This is a genomic window from Herbaspirillum sp. GW822-FHT03A08 (genome assembly GCF_058801885.1).
Map to the genome: position 1 here is coordinate 1,053,606 of NZ_JBXANR010000001.1, position 17,283 is coordinate 1,070,888.

Annotated in this window: 15 protein-coding genes and 1 pseudogene; 10 read left to right on the plus strand and 6 right to left on the minus strand. The window is 51.6% G+C overall.

Annotated features, from left to right (window positions below; translation table 11 throughout):
- Nucleotides 1–287 precede the first annotated feature (287 nt).
- On the minus strand, nucleotides 288–2,864 hold the full coding sequence (locus AC1RN6_RS04790; RefSeq protein WP_493003407.1) for a DEAD/DEAH box helicase: 2,577 nt from the start codon (nucleotides 2,862–2,864) through the stop codon (nucleotides 288–290).
- Entirely contained in the window at nucleotides 2,857–3,828 is a 972-nt protein-coding gene (locus AC1RN6_RS04795) for a HamA C-terminal domain-containing protein (RefSeq protein WP_493003409.1), read from the minus strand. Before AC1RN6_RS04795 ends, AC1RN6_RS04790 begins: the two co-directional genes overlap by 8 nt.
- A 613-nt stretch (nucleotides 3,829–4,441) precedes the next feature.
- Here AC1RN6_RS04795 and AC1RN6_RS04800 point away from each other — a divergent pair.
- Nucleotides 4,442–5,443, plus strand: coding sequence for a hypothetical protein (locus AC1RN6_RS04800; protein ID WP_493003411.1), 1,002 nt, complete (start codon nucleotides 4,442–4,444; stop codon nucleotides 5,441–5,443).
- Nucleotides 5,444–5,455: 12 nt separating this feature from the next.
- Here AC1RN6_RS04800 and AC1RN6_RS04805 read toward each other — a convergent pair whose 3' ends face one another.
- The gene (locus AC1RN6_RS04805) at nucleotides 5,456–6,028 is read right to left on the minus strand and encodes a helix-turn-helix domain-containing protein (protein WP_493003412.1); all 573 of its coding nucleotides are present in this window, start codon (nucleotides 6,026–6,028) and stop codon (nucleotides 5,456–5,458) included.
- Nucleotides 6,029–6,055: 27 nt separating this feature from the next.
- Here AC1RN6_RS04805 and AC1RN6_RS04810 point away from each other — a divergent pair, with 27 nt between their 5' ends.
- The 6 genes from AC1RN6_RS04810 to AC1RN6_RS04835 are packed head-to-tail and all read left to right on the plus strand — an operon-like array spanning nucleotide 6,056 to nucleotide 9,954.
- Entirely contained in the window at nucleotides 6,056–6,541 is a 486-nt protein-coding gene (locus AC1RN6_RS04810; RefSeq protein ID WP_493003414.1) for a helix-turn-helix transcriptional regulator, read from the plus strand.
- A 5-nt stretch (nucleotides 6,542–6,546) separates the two neighbouring features.
- Complete coding sequence (locus AC1RN6_RS04815) at nucleotides 6,547–7,575, plus strand: type II toxin-antitoxin system VapB family antitoxin (RefSeq protein WP_493003415.1); 1,029 nt, start codon at nucleotides 6,547–6,549, stop codon at nucleotides 7,573–7,575.
- 10 nt (nucleotides 7,576–7,585) lie between these two features.
- Complete coding sequence (locus AC1RN6_RS04820) at nucleotides 7,586–8,506, plus strand: Fic family protein (protein WP_493003417.1); 921 nt, start codon at nucleotides 7,586–7,588, stop codon at nucleotides 8,504–8,506.
- A 6-nt stretch (nucleotides 8,507–8,512) separates the two neighbouring features.
- Complete coding sequence (locus AC1RN6_RS04825) at nucleotides 8,513–8,830, plus strand: hypothetical protein (protein WP_493003418.1); 318 nt, start codon at nucleotides 8,513–8,515, stop codon at nucleotides 8,828–8,830.
- Nucleotides 8,831–8,861: 31 nt separating this feature from the next.
- A complete protein-coding gene (locus AC1RN6_RS04830) occupies nucleotides 8,862–9,698 on the plus strand; it encodes a HipA domain-containing protein (protein ID WP_493003419.1) in 837 nt (278 codons plus the stop codon).
- Nucleotides 9,661–9,954, plus strand: coding sequence for a HipA domain-containing protein (locus AC1RN6_RS04835; RefSeq protein ID WP_493003420.1), 294 nt, complete (start codon nucleotides 9,661–9,663; stop codon nucleotides 9,952–9,954). The genes AC1RN6_RS04830 and AC1RN6_RS04835 overlap by 38 nt, the downstream gene beginning before the upstream one ends.
- A gap of 403 nt (nucleotides 9,955–10,357) precedes the next feature.
- Here the strand turns inward: AC1RN6_RS04835 and AC1RN6_RS04840 are convergent, their stop codons facing one another.
- A complete protein-coding gene (locus AC1RN6_RS04840) occupies nucleotides 10,358–11,110 on the minus strand; it encodes a S1 family serine peptidase (RefSeq protein WP_493003421.1) in 753 nt (250 codons plus the stop codon).
- A gap of 656 nt (nucleotides 11,111–11,766) precedes the next feature.
- Between AC1RN6_RS04840 and AC1RN6_RS04845 the strand changes: the two genes are divergently transcribed.
- Nucleotides 11,767–12,150, plus strand: coding sequence for a helix-turn-helix domain-containing protein (locus tag AC1RN6_RS04845; RefSeq protein ID WP_493003423.1), 384 nt, complete (start codon nucleotides 11,767–11,769; stop codon nucleotides 12,148–12,150).
- A gap of 85 nt (nucleotides 12,151–12,235) precedes the next feature.
- Nucleotides 12,236–13,195: pseudogene (locus tag AC1RN6_RS04850) on the plus strand (AMP-binding protein); the annotation flags it as partial.
- Between the two features lie 89 nt (nucleotides 13,196–13,284).
- Here AC1RN6_RS04850 and AC1RN6_RS04855 read toward each other — a convergent pair.
- Nucleotides 13,285–14,469, minus strand: a complete 1,185-nt coding sequence (locus AC1RN6_RS04855; protein WP_493003424.1) for a porin — start codon at nucleotides 14,467–14,469, stop codon at nucleotides 13,285–13,287.
- 392 nt (nucleotides 14,470–14,861) lie between these two features.
- A complete protein-coding gene (locus tag AC1RN6_RS04860) occupies nucleotides 14,862–15,659 on the minus strand; it encodes a FadR/GntR family transcriptional regulator (protein ID WP_493003426.1) in 798 nt (265 codons plus the stop codon).
- A 310-nt stretch (nucleotides 15,660–15,969) separates the two neighbouring features.
- On the opposite strand from AC1RN6_RS04860, the gene manD reads away from it, so the two are divergent.
- Nucleotides 15,970–17,178 carry a D-mannonate dehydratase ManD gene (gene manD / locus AC1RN6_RS04865; protein WP_007877806.1) on the plus strand — a complete coding sequence of 403 codons (1,209 nt, stop codon included), beginning with the start codon at nucleotides 15,970–15,972 and terminating at the stop codon, nucleotides 17,176–17,178.
- Nucleotides 17,179–17,283 lie beyond the last annotated feature (105 nt).

Here is a 17,283-nt window from a genome sequence, read left to right on the forward strand (position 1 = left end):
ATCACATAGTCATAAAAAGGACGGGTTAGCCGCAACCTCTCGTTAGCTAGTCTTTCGACCGGTTCGGAGCACCATCGGTTGAATCCGTTGTCCGACAAGGTGAAGGCCCTCGCCGCCGACTATGCCCTCTCCAAAATGCTCTTGCAACAGCCCGATTAAATTGTAGCTCGATAAATGATGTTTAGGACATCAAGCAGGTGGCGACATGATTGCCAGAGTGATTCTATGAAAGCAGACATAAGTCTACCAAGCCGGGCCTTCGGGAAATATCGATACGCCCGCTCACACTAAAAAGTAGCAGTTTCTAAGCCGATTCGCTTAATCTCGCTAATGATAATGGGAGACAACCTTAAGCTCGCGCCCTTTAGATTTTTGAGCCTTTGTTTAATCGCAACAGCATCCAGGTCATTTTTACCGAGCAGGTCTGTTAGCTCCCTTGCCGCAATCCGAGATAGTCCTAACTCCATACATCCAATCATCGTTCCACTGCATGCACCGAGCTCCAAAAATAGCGGAATGGCTGGCACGTCAAAATCACGGTCTGGAGACACAAGTTCGACGGCATACTTCAGTAGGTCAATGTAGCAACCTATGTAGCGCACGTAGTGAAACCTCAGTTTAGTCTCCACATCATCCAGCACCTTGATAATTGTTTTCCCCGGCTCCGGCTCCTCGACCCCGTCGTTCTCTGCCTTTCTGCGCTCATATTGAATTTGTTTTTCAATCATGTCCCTTAAAGATTGCCCGCGCATCCAACTTAATGCGAACCAGCCAAAGTAATTCTGTTGATTAGTTTCCTTGCCTTCCAAATGGCGGTGAATCAAGTCCATGATGAACTCGAGACGTTCTTTGACGTCGCCAGACTGCAGCGGATGAAGAGGCACAAGCTGACGTGTTCTCGCTTTTTTCACCGCAGCTAACAAAACGTCAAACATTGCCTGCTGTCGCAGAGGCGATACAGATGCATTCCGCTTCAATAATTCAGGGGGCAGGGTGACTTTGCTCAGATGCTCTCTGATTGCACCACTTATTGCATCGGCGCTTTCCAATGCAATCCCCATGGTGGCACGTTCAATCGTCTGCTCCATCAGACCTTCTTTTGCGTCGATGAATAGCCGTGCAAATACGCTCTCTGCGAAGTTAGTATCTTTGACACCCGAAACATGGTCTTCGTCGCGTATGAACTCGATTACTTCTATGTGCGAGGTAGTAAAAGCTTTACTCAAAGACGGTGTGACCTCCTTCTGCCTTGGCTCTTCAACTGGCTGTCTATCCCATTTCTTGTATTCAATCAGGAACACATTCCCATGGGTGTCCTTAGACAGTCTTCCCGCTCGCCCAGCCAAGTTCCAGAAGTCGTCTGGCCCCATTGGCTTGCCCATTCCTTTCTTGGGATTGCGAATGAAGATGTTTCGCGCAGGTAGATTTACTCCTTGCAGCAAAGTCGATGTGCAAACCAAATATTTAAGAGCACCGTTGGAAAAATATTCTTCAATTGCCTTCGTGAGTGTGGTTGGCATACTGCCGTAGTGATAAGCAACACCTGACTTGATAGACTCCACAAGTGCATATTGAGGATGAACGTGTTTTTTAACAAACTCTGAGAGCTCAATGAGAGCGTCGGTCGGCTTAGTAACATCGCCTTGGCGATTTAAGGCTGCTGCTATTGCCTCCGCCATACTTTCGGCGGCAGCCTTTCCGGATGCATAGACAAGATTCTGTCCCTCATCTCCTAGATTCATCACTGCTGTCAGAAAGCGCGCGCCGGCGTTTGAAACCGGCGCCCCCTCCAATTCGATTGTCTCCAAGGCTAAGGGCTCTTGGTTTTCGCGATGCAATGTTAGCTGGAGATGCTGCTTTTTTTTAGCGCTCTTGAAATTCACATAGATTAAATTCTGTCGAACTGGACGCAGTGTAGTCTCTACAGACGGGAGCTCACCCAATCCCATAAGCGCGCCAATAGAAGCGCCGCTTCGGGAGCCTGGAGTGATGAATAGAATTTGTGCATCGGGTGCGCGGGAATTTACATCTTCGAGACACGATAGTAAGAGCATGCCGCGCGAGCCATCTGCAATCTGCTGTGCCTCGTCCACTATCAGACAATCTAACTCCAACTCGGTCTCGTCCATAGCGGTTCTCAGTCGCTCCTGGGTGAACACAAATATGCGCGACTGAGTCGGCGCCAATCTTTCGTCTGCACGTGGAACACTACTTATTACCGGAGCATTCTCGAAATCCTTGAACGCCTTGGTTAAGGACGCCTGCACCTCATGAATAAGCGAACGCGTCGGAACAACATACGCGATGTCCAACAACCGGTCCGACTTATCAAGCTTTGCTTTCAAGTAGAGTTGAATCAGGAAAGACTTGCCGGCGGATGTGGGCGCCGCGATGCTCAGAAATTGTTGCTGTTTGAGTTCATCCCATACATCGGCCTGGAAGTCAGTCAGCAAAATGTCTTTGCCGAGGACCGTGACATAATTCTCGTCTCTCCGCACCTGCTCACTAAGCTGGAGATTCCAAGGCAACTTGTTATGCGCAACATCATTCCCTTTTAGGAAATCGCTCGCAGGAAAATTTCCCAACATCGCCAAGATATGTTCGCATACGGCTCGTTGACTACTCTCCAAGGGCAGCGTTGCGAGGGCATATACGATATCTTGAGACAATGTCGAATATTCCTTGCTTCCAGACTGCGCCAGAATGAGAGCAGAGCGCAACAGTTTATTCCTCTCCCCGTTGTCAATGCTGGGACTGCGCCCCGAAAGAGACGCTAGACTTTCCTTTTGCAGAATCTCGTAGGCAATCTGAAATTGCTGGTTGCTCGCTACACGCTGAGCCAACTGTAGATTGAAGTTACCCATGAAGCTCTCTATTAAATTCATCACGGAACGACTGTACATCTGGCATAGGAAGGAAAAATAAATCGACGGAAGCCAATGAAATCTCGTGCTTTTCCAAGTGAGATTGTGCCGTACGTAGCTTCTGACTCAGGCTTTTACGATAAAGCTCTTTGAAATACTCTTCCGCTTCTTCTGGACTCTTTTTTGCTAATTTTGTGTAGGCGACATAGTCATAGCCAATCAGAATTGCAAATCTGTCGCTACGGCGGTTTCCTTCGTCGGTATCATAGGGATGAAGAAAACGTAGAAGGTACTCTCGCAGCTCTTCGGGGAAACCATCCAAATCGATATTTCCAGTAGTGAGTTGAAGCTCATTGTCCATTCGCCCGTTTGTATTCTTGGCGAGCCAACCTATAGATTCAGCTGCGTCTGACATCGCACCTGCGAAAGTCTCGTGGATTTTAGACTCTCCGAAAAACATAGTTAGTCGCTCGCCGTCTTTATCCCACATCGCATGAACGCCGTCGGCCCCATGGACCGGCATAGAAGGAGATGTCTTAAGACGCATCTTCGACAACACTAACGGCGCTTTCAGATAATGCTCAATGAAAACGTAAAGCAGGAGTTCGCCCCCCTCCCCTGAGCGACTACTCGACTCCTTGGCTTTGATGAACAGAGCTTTTGCCCAGTCAGCCAAGTCTTCTGTCTCGCGAGCATCGTACGTACTAAGCCCGTCCTTCTCTTTGGCCCTACGACGCTGTTGCTTCGTCGCGCAAAATCCCGTAATTTCCCTCATGAGCATTTTTACCAGCTCCAAGACGGAAGGCTTTCCCGCTTTGAAGGCGGGATATAAGAAATGCGCTGAGACGGTAGGCAAGCCCTCCTCGTGGACACTACATTTTTTTATCCTTGCGTCAACATTTCGACGCCCCAATAAGTTTTCGAAATGCTTACCAGGTTGATGCTCATCAACATGCACTGTCATTAGCGAAGGTCCCCTTGCGAATTTGCATCAACGTCCCCACGTCGACGCCCAATGTCGAGATTACAACTTAATTGAACTTTACCGTTCTACGGGATTTTGCGTAATTATTTTTAGCCAAAAATGTGCAATATTTCTTGAAATATTTGCCATACGGTCAAATTTTCTGATGCAAAAAGATGGTTTTCATAGAATATTGAATCAAACCCACTTTCATTACTATTCCATGGTTCTGTCAGCCCTCGATATCACAAATGCAAAATCAATTACAAATTTACAACTAACCTAGAAATCAATTGCAAGTGAAGAGGCAAGAAATCCGTATGCCTCAATTTGTGGACTAGAGTACGATGCCTACATCTGCGGTGGCCACTTCAAGTCCGAAATCAAAGAAGGGATGAAACACGAGGAGCGCAACGTGACCGCGGAGCGATTGGCGGCGCGTACGAAGATGCACTTTTAGACTTACATCTCAGGAGGTAAATTCCGCTGAAAAGTCGCGCCTAAACTAGGAGCGCAAGCTATATATTTCGGAAATAGCTGGAAAAACCGATTTTGATTCTCGAAGGGGTAATTTGCAGAGAAAATGCACCTTTCCTATCGGACAGAAACTCACATGCAAAAAAAGATTGGCACTGTAAATTTAGATGCTGGAAAAGGCATCTATTGCGAAGATGCAGACGAAAGTATCGTTTCTTTGAAATTGGTCAATGAGGTGGCTAGCCAACCGCGCGAAATGGTAGGCAAAATCGTGTTGGCTGAGTTACCCCAGAAACTATCCCATCTTCTAGTTCTCGCTGCAAAAAAAAGATTAAACCAGAAGACAGGCTGGAGCGAACGTGGAGTTCGGTCAGCGCCAAGAGAGGTTTTGAATATTAGTGTTACGGAGTCCGCACTCAACCGTGCGCTGCTTCTTAGCGATGCGCTGTTGTCTGCGGTGGAGAGATTAGGCTTCGAAGTCAGAGTCGATTCTAATGACGGAAAGACGCTGATGCGCTGTAAGGAGAACGGCGTTGATGTGGAGTTTCTGCTCAAAGAGAGCGTAAAGCGAACTGTGCACGAAGTAACCCCCGAAGAACAGAAGGCCCGCGAAAAATACTCGGCCCAAGTGCGCACGAACATTTATGCAAAGCCGCCCAATATTCCATACTACGATTTCACGCCCTCTGGAATATTGACGCTAGAAGTTGGGCGCTGGCCAACAAAGACCTGGAAAGATACTCCGCGAGCACGGCTCGAGCAACGAATACCGGACTTGGCGCTCGGGATTGTATTGGTCGCCCGAGATAAATATGCGAACGAACAAGAGCTCAAGCGGCGCCAACTAGAACATCAACGCGCCAAGGAAAAATTCGAGCTCATCACAAAACGACGAGAGGAAGAACTTGAGCGCCTCAGGAACCTAGAGGCGTCCGCTACAAACTGGGAACGTGCAAAAAAACTACGTGCATTTGCAGATGCATTCGAGCAGCAAGAGCTGCAAAAAGGAAATTTAACGGCCGAGCACTTGGACTGGCTTGCATGGGTACGAGCCAAGGCAGATGGGCTTGACCCACTTACCCTTGTCTCCGACCTGATTCTCGATGCACCACAGTTGAATCGGTACAGCTATCGGTAGGCGCTTATCGCCCTACCAGGCAGGGCCACCGGGAAATGTCGACACGCCTTTTGGTCTCTCCGTCTTGGCGCGCACGACGACTTCAACACCAAGTACGTTCAACAGCTTAAGTACCCTCTCAGTGCTGACCGCCCCCGGATTGCGTTCCAGAGCAGAAAGCGCCTGCTGATTGATGCCGAGGCGCCTAGCAGCCTCGCTTTGGGTCATCCGTGCTTCCTTTCGATATGCCAGCAGTAGCACGCTAAGAGTGTCAGGACCTTGCACAGTAAATTCGTTCATACAATGTTTGATGTGTATTCGGCATTTACTACGAATATTGAGTATTCCGCTTTTTTCAAAGCCGTGATGGCGAACCGCATGCGGTAGTCGCAGCCCGATTAAATTGTACGTCACACTGAACGTCGAAAAACGCTTTGTTGCACTTGAAATGTCAGTGCCCTCTGTCAAAATATTTGGTGGCAAAAACGCCACATCATATTTTCGCAATAACGGGAAAAGGCTTTCCGGTAATTTGAATTTTTGATGATTACGGGAACGATGATTCCGCTTATAAAAAGTCCCAAAAATTGTTATTGCTTCCTTCATTCTCAGAAGACGTGCATGCTCTAACGCATGACATTTTTTGACCTCGTTCCTTTCCTAAAAAAGGTTCGCAAATACAAAGGTTGGACCGAAGAAGAATTGGCTTCGCGTGCAGACTTACTTCCGCAACACGTAATTGCCATAGAAGACGGCACAGTGGACCCGTACCTTTCGCAAATTGAGGCGATGACTACGGGACTGGAGCTAAGCGTCTTAGCAATCTCGAACGACGGATTCTATTTTGTTTTGGTACTACCAAGGTCACGCGTGCAGGTTGGCGACTATTCACACGAGCAAGACCAATCCGAGGTGCCATTGTCAGTGGATGACGAGAAAATTGACCTTGATATTGCCCTACGAAAGTTGCATGAATTGCAGCTACAAGATGGCGAATTGGGTGCCGCCTACTGGCTCAGCATCGCGAGATTACTAAAGAAAGCGGAAGAATTCAAAAGCCGCGCTGTTAACTCCGAGAGAACGCTGAGCCAGATACGCCAGACTGTTGGTAACGCCTGAAGCACATGTACACAAACATTGAAATAGACGACGAACTCGTGGTCGATGTCATGAACGCCTATGGATTGAAGGACATGCGGGCGGCGGTGGATTTAGGTCTGCGGACGATAATACGATTGAGTCTAAAAAAAGGTGCTCGTCTGTTATGCGAAGAATCTTCCTGGCAAAGTGACTTGATGTGGTCGCCAACGTCGAAAGCGCTGTTTGAACGATTAAGTAAATCCCTCGATTTTCGGCCACCGGTCACCTACGACCGCCAAAGAGTAGACGGCTACTGCCCAAACCATAGTCACCTGCTTCCATTGGAATTGAGCCAAGAGCTTCTTGAGGTCGGACTTGCGTCAGTTCGCAGCCGGGGGACAGACCGGGACTCGCTATATCGCCTATTCATGATGGACTTCATCTGGGGCTCTGCACGCCTGGAAGGCAACCGCTATAGCCGATGCGATGCCTATGAACTTTTCACCAGTGGCGTGCAACCTAATACTAGCGACACTCGCATGATTGTGAATCACAGGGTCGCATTCGATACCCTCATCTGGGGCGACTACAGTCTTGAGCTGAGTAGCGAGGCTATTCAGCGCATCCAGGGAGAACATATGTTTGGATTGCTGAAATCTGACGAAACTGGCACCTATCGCCGGCACCAAGTCAAAATTCATGAATCGACTTACACACCGCTAAGCGACCCCGAGCAGTTAAGCGAAATAATGGACCTGGTTATTCGGAAAGCGGTCGCCATAAAGAATCCGATTGAGGCTGCATTTTTCCTTTGGCTTCACTTGGCTTATCTACAGGCATTTGAAGGTGGCAATCAGCGCACGAGCCGTGCTGCTCTAAATATCCCCTTGCTACGCGCGGACCTGCCTCCCCTTACGTTCGTCCATTTGGACAGCGCGATTTATACGAAGGCAATGCTTGGCTATTACGAGTTCGGAGACATTTCGATAGCAGCGGACCTATTCGCATGGGCTTATCGTCAATCCGCAGAACGCTATGCAGGATTCGATTTGGACCGCATTAGGGGCACTTAAGGATAGACCAATGAAGCAGAGTAAGGCCGCAACACAAAATCACGATTCACCTGCGTGGTCGCGCGAAGCGAAGGAAATGTTTTTATACCTGAAAGAACCTTGGCAACAGAGGCCTGTGACCGAATACCGACTCGGCGACTTGGAATGCTATGTGCCAAATAGCAGTTGTCTAATGCCTGGTAGCTTGGCATCAGACTTGGCCAAACTGGGACGAGAGCGAGCTTCGGTCATGCCATCCGAAAGCGCCGGAGCCACCGCATGGAATTTCTTTCGAAAATTCGCCTGGGCGTCGTCGCTCCTCGATGGCGTCTCTCTTTCGGTGGAAGATGCGAACGCGCTATTCAATAAAACTGACTATGACCGAGAGCACAATGTGGTTATGTTGAAGCAAAATCTACACGCCATCAGATACGCTTGGCTTGACGCCGCATATTCACCCCTGCACAGCAGTTTCATCAGACAAGCACATACCTATGCAATGGCTGGCCTTCTGCCATCGTGCCATTTGGGGGCCATCAGGAGCGTCATGACACAGGTAGATGCCTCTACGTATCGACCGCTCAATGACGTGGCAAAGCTGGATGAGTTGCTGGATTTGATGTGTACCAAGGCTGCAGCCATCACTAATCCAATAGAAGCGTCGTTCTTCCTGTGGTTGCATACCGCCTACCTCCAAGCATTCATACACGGGAACAGGCGTACGAGCCGCGTGGCAGCCAACTTTCCACTGTTCAAGGTTAAATACGTGCCTCTGACTTTTGCTGGCATCGCCATTGAGGACTATCAGGCTGCAATGACCTCTTTTTTCGCAATTGGAGATGTTTCGATTGCTGTAGACCTGTTTGCATGGTCGTACCAGAAGGGGGCAGAAGAATATGCGGGGCTAGATTTTTGGGAGCGTAATTCCGGCATCTCGCAGTCAATCGGTTAGCGACGTATGGAATCACTTTCTGACATCTCGGATTTTCTGCTCAATTCCATCGAAAAATACCAAATTTCAGGACAAGAACTCTGTGAAAGGTCTGGACTGGAACCGCTCACGATTGCTGGCGCGCTTAGCGGAGAGGACGACTATATGGTCACAACGCTGATGGCACTTCTTGAAGGTCTGGGCTACGAAGTTGTATTTATCCCAAAGCCGGCAGTAGCTGGGTTGGGCAGCTCAATGAATCCATTTGAAGTCACTGAGCCAGTCGTTAAAACCGGCGTTCAGATTGCAATAGACAAAATTCGGCGCGCTTATGGCGAAGAGTAGTCACGTTTTCATCAAAGAGTAGGTATCGATTGTGACTTCCACGCTCCAACTGCTAGTCGCCAGCTATGGCCAAGCAATCGGGAACATCCGTTGCGACATTCTTGATTCCAAATTTGACTTTTATTACTATGTGAATTGGCAACTGGCAAACGACGCCTTTCCTTTATCTCCATATTTTGCGCTGAGCGGCGAAAGCATCACTTCCAGGGAAACCACGAACTTCATCGTGAATATACTTCCTGAGGGGGATGCACGCGTGGCGGCATGCGGCTATCACAAGCTATCACCAGCCAACGTCTACACGCTGGCGCACATTTTCGGACATGAGCCGGCCGGCGCCGCCAGCTTTCAATTCCATGGAAGTAATTCAGCCTTGCCAAGCGCTCTGGAGGCATTCCACAAGAAAGTCAGTGACCAGGAGCTGACTGAGCGAATTCGCTGCCGAGACCGCGTCCCTCTGGCTCAATGGGACGGAGCTTGGTATCAGTGCCTCGCCGGCGTTCAGGACAAACTGCAAGTCGTCCTTCATGACAATGAGCTCTATCTCGTGTCTGGCTCGCTGACTTCAACGCACATCCTTAAGCCGGAGACACGCAATTCGAGAACACCTTTCCTAGTCGCGAACGAGCACTATTGTATGTCCCTGGCTGCAGCCGTCGGCCTTCCAGTGGCTCCAGTGAATATCCGCCGGACTCCGGAGCCGGTACTGCTCATTGAGCGCTTCGATAGGCGATGGGCTCCTGGCGCCGACGTTCTGCAACCGGGACGCGTGGAGCGCCGTCATGTCATCGACGGCTGCCAAGCGCTTGGACTACCCGGATGGTTAAAGTATGAATGCACCTCTGGCCATCACGGACCTCCCCCCTAAGCGGCATGGCGTTAGTTTTGAGAAGCTATTCGGACTATTGCCAGAGTTTGTCGATGGTGGTGCTGCAAAGATGTATATCGTTCGTTGGGCGCTGTTCAATCTGTTAATTGGAAATTCCGATGCTCATGGTAAAAATATCTCTTTCCATCAGGCTCATACCGGCGCGGCTTTACGACCTAGTCTCGACTCGAGTCTATGGAGAGAAGCTACTTCCACAAATGGCGATGGCCTGTGGCAACAAGTTCCTTGCCGATGAGATTGATGCGCCTGACCTAGCAAAAATCGCACAGACTGCTCAGATTTCCTTCGACGAGCTTAGGTGGGAGTTGGGGCAAATGGCGACCGCAGTGAAGGACTTGGCACCGGCACTATCAGCGTACTTCGAATATATCGGTCAAGAGTGCGAATTAGTGGCAAACATAGCGGCTATGCCACCGCACAGGCGAATAGGCTGCTGCGCATCACATCAGGAACGAGTCGCACGCCGGGCATTCTTTTAGGGGTTGCCAAGGGGCAGTTCGACGTGCCAAATAGTATCGATGCGCTCAACCCACAAATCGAGAATATGTCCCACGACAGCGATAAAAAATCGGAATAACCGATAGCAAATCTCATGTAAATAGGTATGTTTGGTGCTCAGAAATTATTGGGTCCCTATCCTATCGAGCGAGAGCCCTTTTGGCCAATTCCACCAAATAGTCGCCAGACAAGAAATGTCCGATGCCATTACTGCAGTTCGTCATAATTCCAACGAAAATATGCTTAGAGCCTTTGCCTTCTTTTAGCCAATCTCCTTGCATGAATACCGGGGAACCGCTCATGCCATCTGGTTCAGCCACCCATTCAGTGTCCCAAGTAACCTGATAACTCCCTAGTAACGACGATGGCCCTTGAAATTTCATTCGCCCGTTACGAAGAGTGGTTGAAATAGTCTCACCTACATACGTATGACATTTAGGGTATCCGTAGGCAGTTAGCGGAATATTGACTGGAGAGAGGCCCTTCGCCTCCCATATTTCTAACATCTGCGCAAATGACGTTTCTCTAAGAACCTGCACAGCACTTTTATGAAGGTCATATTTTTGCGTTGCAGACGTCTTGAGAGTGAAAAAAGTGATATCGAGAAATTCCGCATCAACACCGTCGAGCAACCTCACATCAAATCGCTCATTTATGGCAACGACATCCTGAGAACCTCGACTAATAGGAATTCGTAATTCCTCGTGTCCAACGTCCACAGCATGTCTAGCAGTTACAAACAATATTTCGTCGTCAACCAAACATAAGAATCCCGTTCCCGATACGCCATACTCGGGCTCGCCGTCGATTTGGTATTCAAAAATCAACGGCCTCGCAGATTCTTCTGGAGCATCGTTCAAAGAAGATTTTGGCTGCAAAATAAGATTGCTCATGGTGTAGTTCTAATGGAGCTAAAGTCGACGATGGAGTTTTCGTCCATAAAGACTATCATGAATGCTCTCAGGCTCCTTCCGGATACACATTTCCTTTGTCTCAACCATCTGATAGATTCTTTTTGCGAGGCCTGTACACACGCTGTCGTTGCTTTGGTTGGCGAGCAAGTTGTCTTGGGATTGACATATCTGGCACTACCGAAATTAGCGAAGGGAGCAAGTCCATCGCCCACATAACGGCAAGAACAGTACGTAGCGAGCTTCCCTGCCCCGTCTCAAGATTCCGAAGTGTCCTCGTACTGATTCCGGCATTGACCGCAAGCGTCTCCTGGTCTTTCTGCAGCTTATTAATGCGGTAGCGTTTAACACGCTCGCCGAGAAGAATCTCAAATTCCTCTAGTGTCATACGTTGAATATCCCTCTCTGTTGCAGACATCCTACTTCTCCGTACTGTTTCATTTAGAGACGGAATTTCATGTTACTACTGTTAAAAACCTATACGAATTAGGCCCTTCTTCCGAATACTCACCGCTGCTCTTTCTAAATAAATGTTATACCAAGACGCATTCTAACTTGGTATATCCGATTTTAGGACATCCTAATTTTGGATATAAGAAAAACATCTTCATGCTAACGGCGCAAATTAGGGAGCGCCGATGGATGAAAAACAGTATTCCTTGAGATATCAGATTGGCTTAGAGCTGCTTCGCGCAGTGAGGGAAAAGGCTGGACTAAGACAAAGTGACTTGGCAGATAAATTGGGAGTTCGCCAGAATTTCATTAGCAAAATAGAAAATGCTGAACGGCGCCTTGACTTCGCTGAATGGTCACTTTGGTGTGACGGCCTAGGCATTTCGATGGAGGAGTTTGTAAAAATCTGGGCAAGCCAGCACGCTAAGGCAAAAATCACCAAGAAGAAAGTGAAAAGAGTCCCGGCACCTAATCAATCAAAAAAATTGACTGAAATAAAGCAAGCACTCACTCAAAACACTGACAAAAAAATAAGGAACGTAGCTAAAATAGAAAAATCGGGCAATTAATTTCCATTAAGAAATAAATTAAAAATCATTCTATTGACAATTTTTAGTGTTGTTTTTTGTATTCCGGTAAACGCTGGAAGGCGACCTGCTGTGGACGCCGGCCGACTGGGCGTGGATCGGCGGATTGCTCGACGTCTTCCTGCCGGCCTGGCATCACGGCGTGCCGCTGGTGGCGCATCGCTTTGAAAAATTCACCGGCGAAGCGGCCTTTCAGTTGCTGCAGGACTACGGCGTGCGCAATACCTTCCTGCCGCCGACCGCATTGAAGATGATGCGCACCGTCGCCGAGCCGGAAAAGCGTTGGCGCTATCAACTGCGTTCCGTCGCCAGCGGCGGCGAGTCCTTGGGCACGGAATTGCTCGACTGGGGCCGCAAGACCTTCGGCCTGACGATCAACGAGTTCTACGGCCAGACCGAGTGCAACATGACGGTGTCGTCCTGCGCCACCATCATGGATTGCAAACCCGGCGCCATCGGCCGCGCCGCCATCGGGCACACGCTTGCCATCGTGGATGCGCAAGGCCAGGTGCTGCCGCCCGGCAGCGACGGCAACATCGCCGTGCAGCGTCCCGACCCCGTGATGTTTTTGCAGTACTGGAATAATCCGCAAGCCACGCAGGACAAGTTCGTCGGCGACTGGCTGCTGACCGGCGACACCGGTTGCATGGATGAAGACGGCTACATCCGCTTCGTCGGCCGCGACGACGACGTCATCACCTCAGCCGGCTACCGCATCGGCCCCGGCGAAATCGAAGACAACATCCTTCAGCATCCGGCGGTGAAGATGGTGGCGGTGATCGGCTCGCCCGACGCCCAGCGTACCGAAATCGTGGTCGCGATCATCGTGCTCAATGAAGGATTCGCCGGCGACGACAAGCTCAAGCGCGAGATCCAGGAACACGTCAAGGTGCGCCTGGCCGCGCATGAATATCCGCGTGAAATTTTCTTCGTTGATGAATTGCCGATGACGACCACCGGCAAGGTGATCCGGCGTGAGCTGCGGGCGCGCGTCAGCGAATGGCGCAAAACCGGCAAGGCTGCGTAAAAAAACATCCGGGCGGGGCGGTGCCCGGCCGGATGTTAACCTCAAGCTGCTTCAGGGATGCTGACTTGCGTCTTACACGTTTTACTGATTTAGAAAAAATGACGGAAACCCGCCATGATCACAGCCTGATTGCGTCCTGACGATGGCGAACCGTTTTGCGAATCGCCGACCACTGCGACAGCGTTGACGATATTGCCTGCGCCGGCTTTACCCAGCGTCTGACCGCGGGCCAGCTGGTACGCTTGCAGCAGATAGAACGCCGAACGCTTGGACAGCGAGTAGGTTTCTTCCAGCGCGATCTGGTGATACTTGGCCGGATCGTTGATGCCGTTGGCGGCGCGCTCACGGGTGTAGCTATAGCCTGCCGCCAGCATCCATGCCGGGGTCGCCTGATAGGTCGTGATGACACCCAGCGTATCGAAGGTGGCTTTTTGCGAGAACAGCGAGCCGTTGCCTGGCTTGTATTGTGCGTTGGCGTAGTTGGCGCCGAACATCCAGTTGCCGGTGTTGTAGCGCATCGCGCCGGCGATCATCACCACGTTGTCGGAAGACGCATAGCCGTTGTTGATTGCCGAAGTAGCAAAGCTGCCGGACGCCGTCGAGTTCCAGGCGGTGGCAGGGCCGGAACCATTCTTCAGACGTTGATAACCCAGTGCGAAATTCCATGGGCCGACGTCATACTTGCCTGCCAGACTGTAGGTGTTGCCGACAGAAGTGGAACCGGCCGTTTCGCCGAAACCGTACAAGGCGCTGATCTGTGCACCGCCGCCGAAAGTCGGCGAGATGTACGTGACCGCATTGCTGATGCGTACGGTGGTATCCAGACCATCAACGTCGCCAGGGTGGGCGCCGGTCGCGCCGGTCAGCACGCTGGTCGGGCCGATGGCGCCGACGTACTGGAAGTACGGCGTGTACTGACGCCCCATGAGTACGCTGCCGTAGGTGTTATTGACCAGACCGACGAAAGACTGGCGGTTAAACAAGGTGTTGGCCTGGCTCAAAGCACCGTTATTGACGTCAAAACCATTTTCCAGTGTAAACACGGCTTGCGAACCGCCGCCCAGATCTTCCGCGCCCTTGAAGCCGATCTTGCTGGCGTTCAGGTTGCCGGTGCGCAGATACAGATTGTGCAGACCGCCTTGATTGTTGGTGTAGACCAGCGCATCGTCGATCGCGCCGTAGATCGTCACGCTGCTCTGTGCAGATGCCTGCACCGATGCGCCTGCCGCGACAATTGCCAGTCCTCCCATTGCCAAACTGCGTCGTAGTTTCATTTCTTCTCCTCTTCTTCTACTCGGATGATTGCGGTATTGGTATGACTCCGCCCTAAATTGATTCCGGCCCTGCGGGGCAACACCGGATTCAAAACCTTGTGTGACAACTGACATCTTTGAAACGCACAAATCGAAGACGCAACAACGCCCCCGCCGCAGCGCCGCGCAACGAAGCGACCGGCTGCATGCCATGTGGTGATAACGGGAGAACGCCGCTGCCGCGGCGCTGATCAGTTCAGGCCGCGTCCTATGTGAAGGGCGGGAAAGCGCACACCGGGATGTACGCCTGGATGCACAGAGTTGTGCTGATGCCGATTGTTTTCATTGCCGTCTCCGTCATGTGTGACGTCCTCTGCGGGACGCTCTTTTTCAGCATGACGCGGGAAAAAATCCTAACGCCATGCCTTCTTGAATTCATTCATCACGCGCTCAAGATGCTCGCGCATCGCATCGCGTGCTGCGACCGGATCGCGCGCCACCAGCGCGTCGAAAACTTTCTGGTGTTCTTCCAGCGAAGCTTCGCGCAACTGCGGTGTATGGAAATGCTCTTCCAGCTTCTTCCACAACACGCCGCGCAACTGATCCCACAATGCCGTGACGACTTGCGCCATCACGCTGTTACCGCTGGCTTCGGCGATGCGGATGTGGAACAACCGGTCATCCGCTTCATTGGCCAGCTTGTCGTTGAAATTGCGCCCCATTGCCGCCAGTTGCGTGTAGATCTTGTCGATGTCGGCGTCGGTGCGATTCTGCGCCGCCAATGCCGCCACTTCCGACTCGATCACCCAGCGTGCCCGCAACAGTTCGAACGGTCCGGCGCCACCATCGGGGATGAACCCCACCGGCTTGGTTGCCGCGTCGCAGACATAAATACCCGACCCGCCGCGCACTTCCACCAGTCCCTGCACTTCCAGTGCGATGATCGCCTCGCGCACCGAGGTGCGGCTGATTTCGAACCGGTCCGCCAGGCTGCGCTCCGACGGCAGGCGCTCGCCCGCCTTGAACTCGCCTTGCAGGATCAGATCCGCAATCTGTTCCGCCAGACGCTGATAGGACCGCTCCGGCGCTGACGCCGGTTCCAACAATTCTGAACGCACTGCTTTTCTTGCTACTTTTGCTGCCTTGTTTGCTGAATTCGTTGCTGCTGTATCCACAGTTGAGGCTGATGATCGAATCTGACGATCTGCCATAAAACCCTCTTTTTTAGCTTTAAATTGGTCTATCCACTGTATAGAAAAGCAGCGTTCAAAGCAAACAGTGGCTTACCAATTTCAGCGATACTCTCATTTTGGTCTAACCATGTCAATCTCTGCGCATACCAGTTTGTGGCTTAAAAACAAAAGCCTACAGGAGAGCCTGTTACAAGGACTATTGCGCCAGTCAAATTGGAATGCCATAATCAATATTGGTTAGACCACATTGAAAATTCATTCAGAACAGGCGGGCGCCCAGGTCATCCGAAACCGGACCGCTCCGCATCGAGACAAGGAAATCGCATCCATGAAGATCCTCAGCGCCAAGGTCATCGTGACCTGTCCAGGCCGCAACTTCGTCACCCTTAAAATAGAAACCGACCAGGGCATCTACGGTATCGGTGACGCCACCCTGAACGGACGCGAACTTGCCGTCAAATCGTATCTGGAAGATCACATCATTCCTTGCCTGATCGGCCGCGACGCCTCGCGCATCGAAGACACCTGGCAATACCTCTATCGCGGCGGCTACTGGCGCCGCGGTCCGGTCACCATGACCGCCATCGCCGCCGTCGACATGGCGCTGTGGGATATCAAGGGCAAGGCCGCCAATCTGCCGGTGTACCAACTGCTGGGCGGCAAGAGCCGCGAAGGCGTGATGGTCTACGGCCACGCCAACGGCCGCGACCATGCCGAAGCGCTGGATGCGGTCGGCCATTACATCGACATGGGTTACAAGGCGATCCGCGTGCAGTCCGGCGTGCCGGGACTGGACAAGGCGTACGGCGTCGGCAAGGGCAACATGTATTACGAACCGGCCGACAAGGGCCTGCCTGACGAAGAGATCTGGGATACTCCGCTGTACCTGCGCCACACGCCCGACCTGTTTGAAAAGGTGCGCGTCAAATACGGCAGCGATCATCATCTGCTGCACGATTGCCACCACCGCCTCAAACCGATTGAAGCGGCGCAACTGGGCAAGGCGCTCGAACCGTTCAAGCTGTTCTGGATGGAAGACGCCACCCCGGCCGAAAATCAGGAAGCCTTCAAGCTGATCCGCCAGCACACCACCACGCCGCTGGCCGTCGGTGAAATCATGAGCACCATCTGGGATTGCAAGGACCTGATCCAGAATCAGCTGATCGACTACATCCGCACCACCGTAGTCCACGCCGGCGGCATCACGCACCTGCGCCGCATCGCCGATCTGGCCTCGCTGTATCAGGTGCATACCGGCTGCCACGGCGCGACCGATCTGTCGCCGGTAAGCATGGCGGCAGCGCTCAATTTCAACATGTGGGTGCCGAATTTCGGCGTGCAGGAATACATGCGCCACACGCCGGAAACCGATGCGGTCTTCCCGCACGGCTATTACTTCGACAAGGGCTATCTGATGTTGCCCGACGCGCCGGGCCTGGGCGTGGACATCGATGAAGCGGCGGCGCTCAAATTCCCTTACGAACGCGCTTATCTGCCGACTTGCCGACTGCGCGACGGCACCGTGTGGAATTGGTAAGCGCGAGTTGATTCTGCTGCTGTCGTCCTGACGAAAGTCAGGACCCAGTGTCGTATCTGAGTCCGTCACGACACTGGGTCCCAGCTTTCGCTGGGACACTGCCAA

Coding starts and splice junctions, on each gene's coding strand:
- AC1RN6_RS04860 (WP_493003426.1), bottom strand. CDS start 15,659: ATGGCAGATCGTCAGATTCGATCATCAGCCTCAACTGTGGATACAGCA.
- AC1RN6_RS04845 (WP_493003423.1), top strand. CDS start 11,767: ATGGATGAAAAACAGTATTCCTTGAGATATCAGATTGGCTTAGAGCTG.
- AC1RN6_RS04840 (WP_493003421.1), bottom strand. CDS start 11,110: ATGAGCAATCTTATTTTGCAGCCAAAATCTTCTTTGAACGATGCTCCA.
- AC1RN6_RS04800 (WP_493003411.1), top strand. CDS start 4,442: ATGCAAAAAAAGATTGGCACTGTAAATTTAGATGCTGGAAAAGGCATC.
- AC1RN6_RS04855 (WP_493003424.1), bottom strand. CDS start 14,469: ATGAAACTACGACGCAGTTTGGCAATGGGAGGACTGGCAATTGTCGCG.
- AC1RN6_RS04825 (WP_493003418.1), top strand. CDS start 8,513: ATGGAATCACTTTCTGACATCTCGGATTTTCTGCTCAATTCCATCGAA.
- AC1RN6_RS04810 (WP_493003414.1), top strand. CDS start 6,056: ATGACATTTTTTGACCTCGTTCCTTTCCTAAAAAAGGTTCGCAAATAC.
- manD (WP_007877806.1), top strand. CDS start 15,970: ATGAAGATCCTCAGCGCCAAGGTCATCGTGACCTGTCCAGGCCGCAAC.
- AC1RN6_RS04790 (WP_493003407.1), bottom strand. CDS start 2,864: ATGGGTAACTTCAATCTACAGTTGGCTCAGCGTGTAGCGAGCAACCAG.
- AC1RN6_RS04815 (WP_493003415.1), top strand. CDS start 6,547: ATGTACACAAACATTGAAATAGACGACGAACTCGTGGTCGATGTCATG.
- AC1RN6_RS04795 (WP_493003409.1), bottom strand. CDS start 3,828: ATGACAGTGCATGTTGATGAGCATCAACCTGGTAAGCATTTCGAAAAC.
- AC1RN6_RS04820 (WP_493003417.1), top strand. CDS start 7,586: ATGAAGCAGAGTAAGGCCGCAACACAAAATCACGATTCACCTGCGTGG.
- AC1RN6_RS04805 (WP_493003412.1), bottom strand. CDS start 6,028: ATGAAGGAAGCAATAACAATTTTTGGGACTTTTTATAAGCGGAATCAT.
- AC1RN6_RS04835 (WP_493003420.1), top strand. CDS start 9,661: ATGAATGCACCTCTGGCCATCACGGACCTCCCCCCTAAGCGGCATGGC.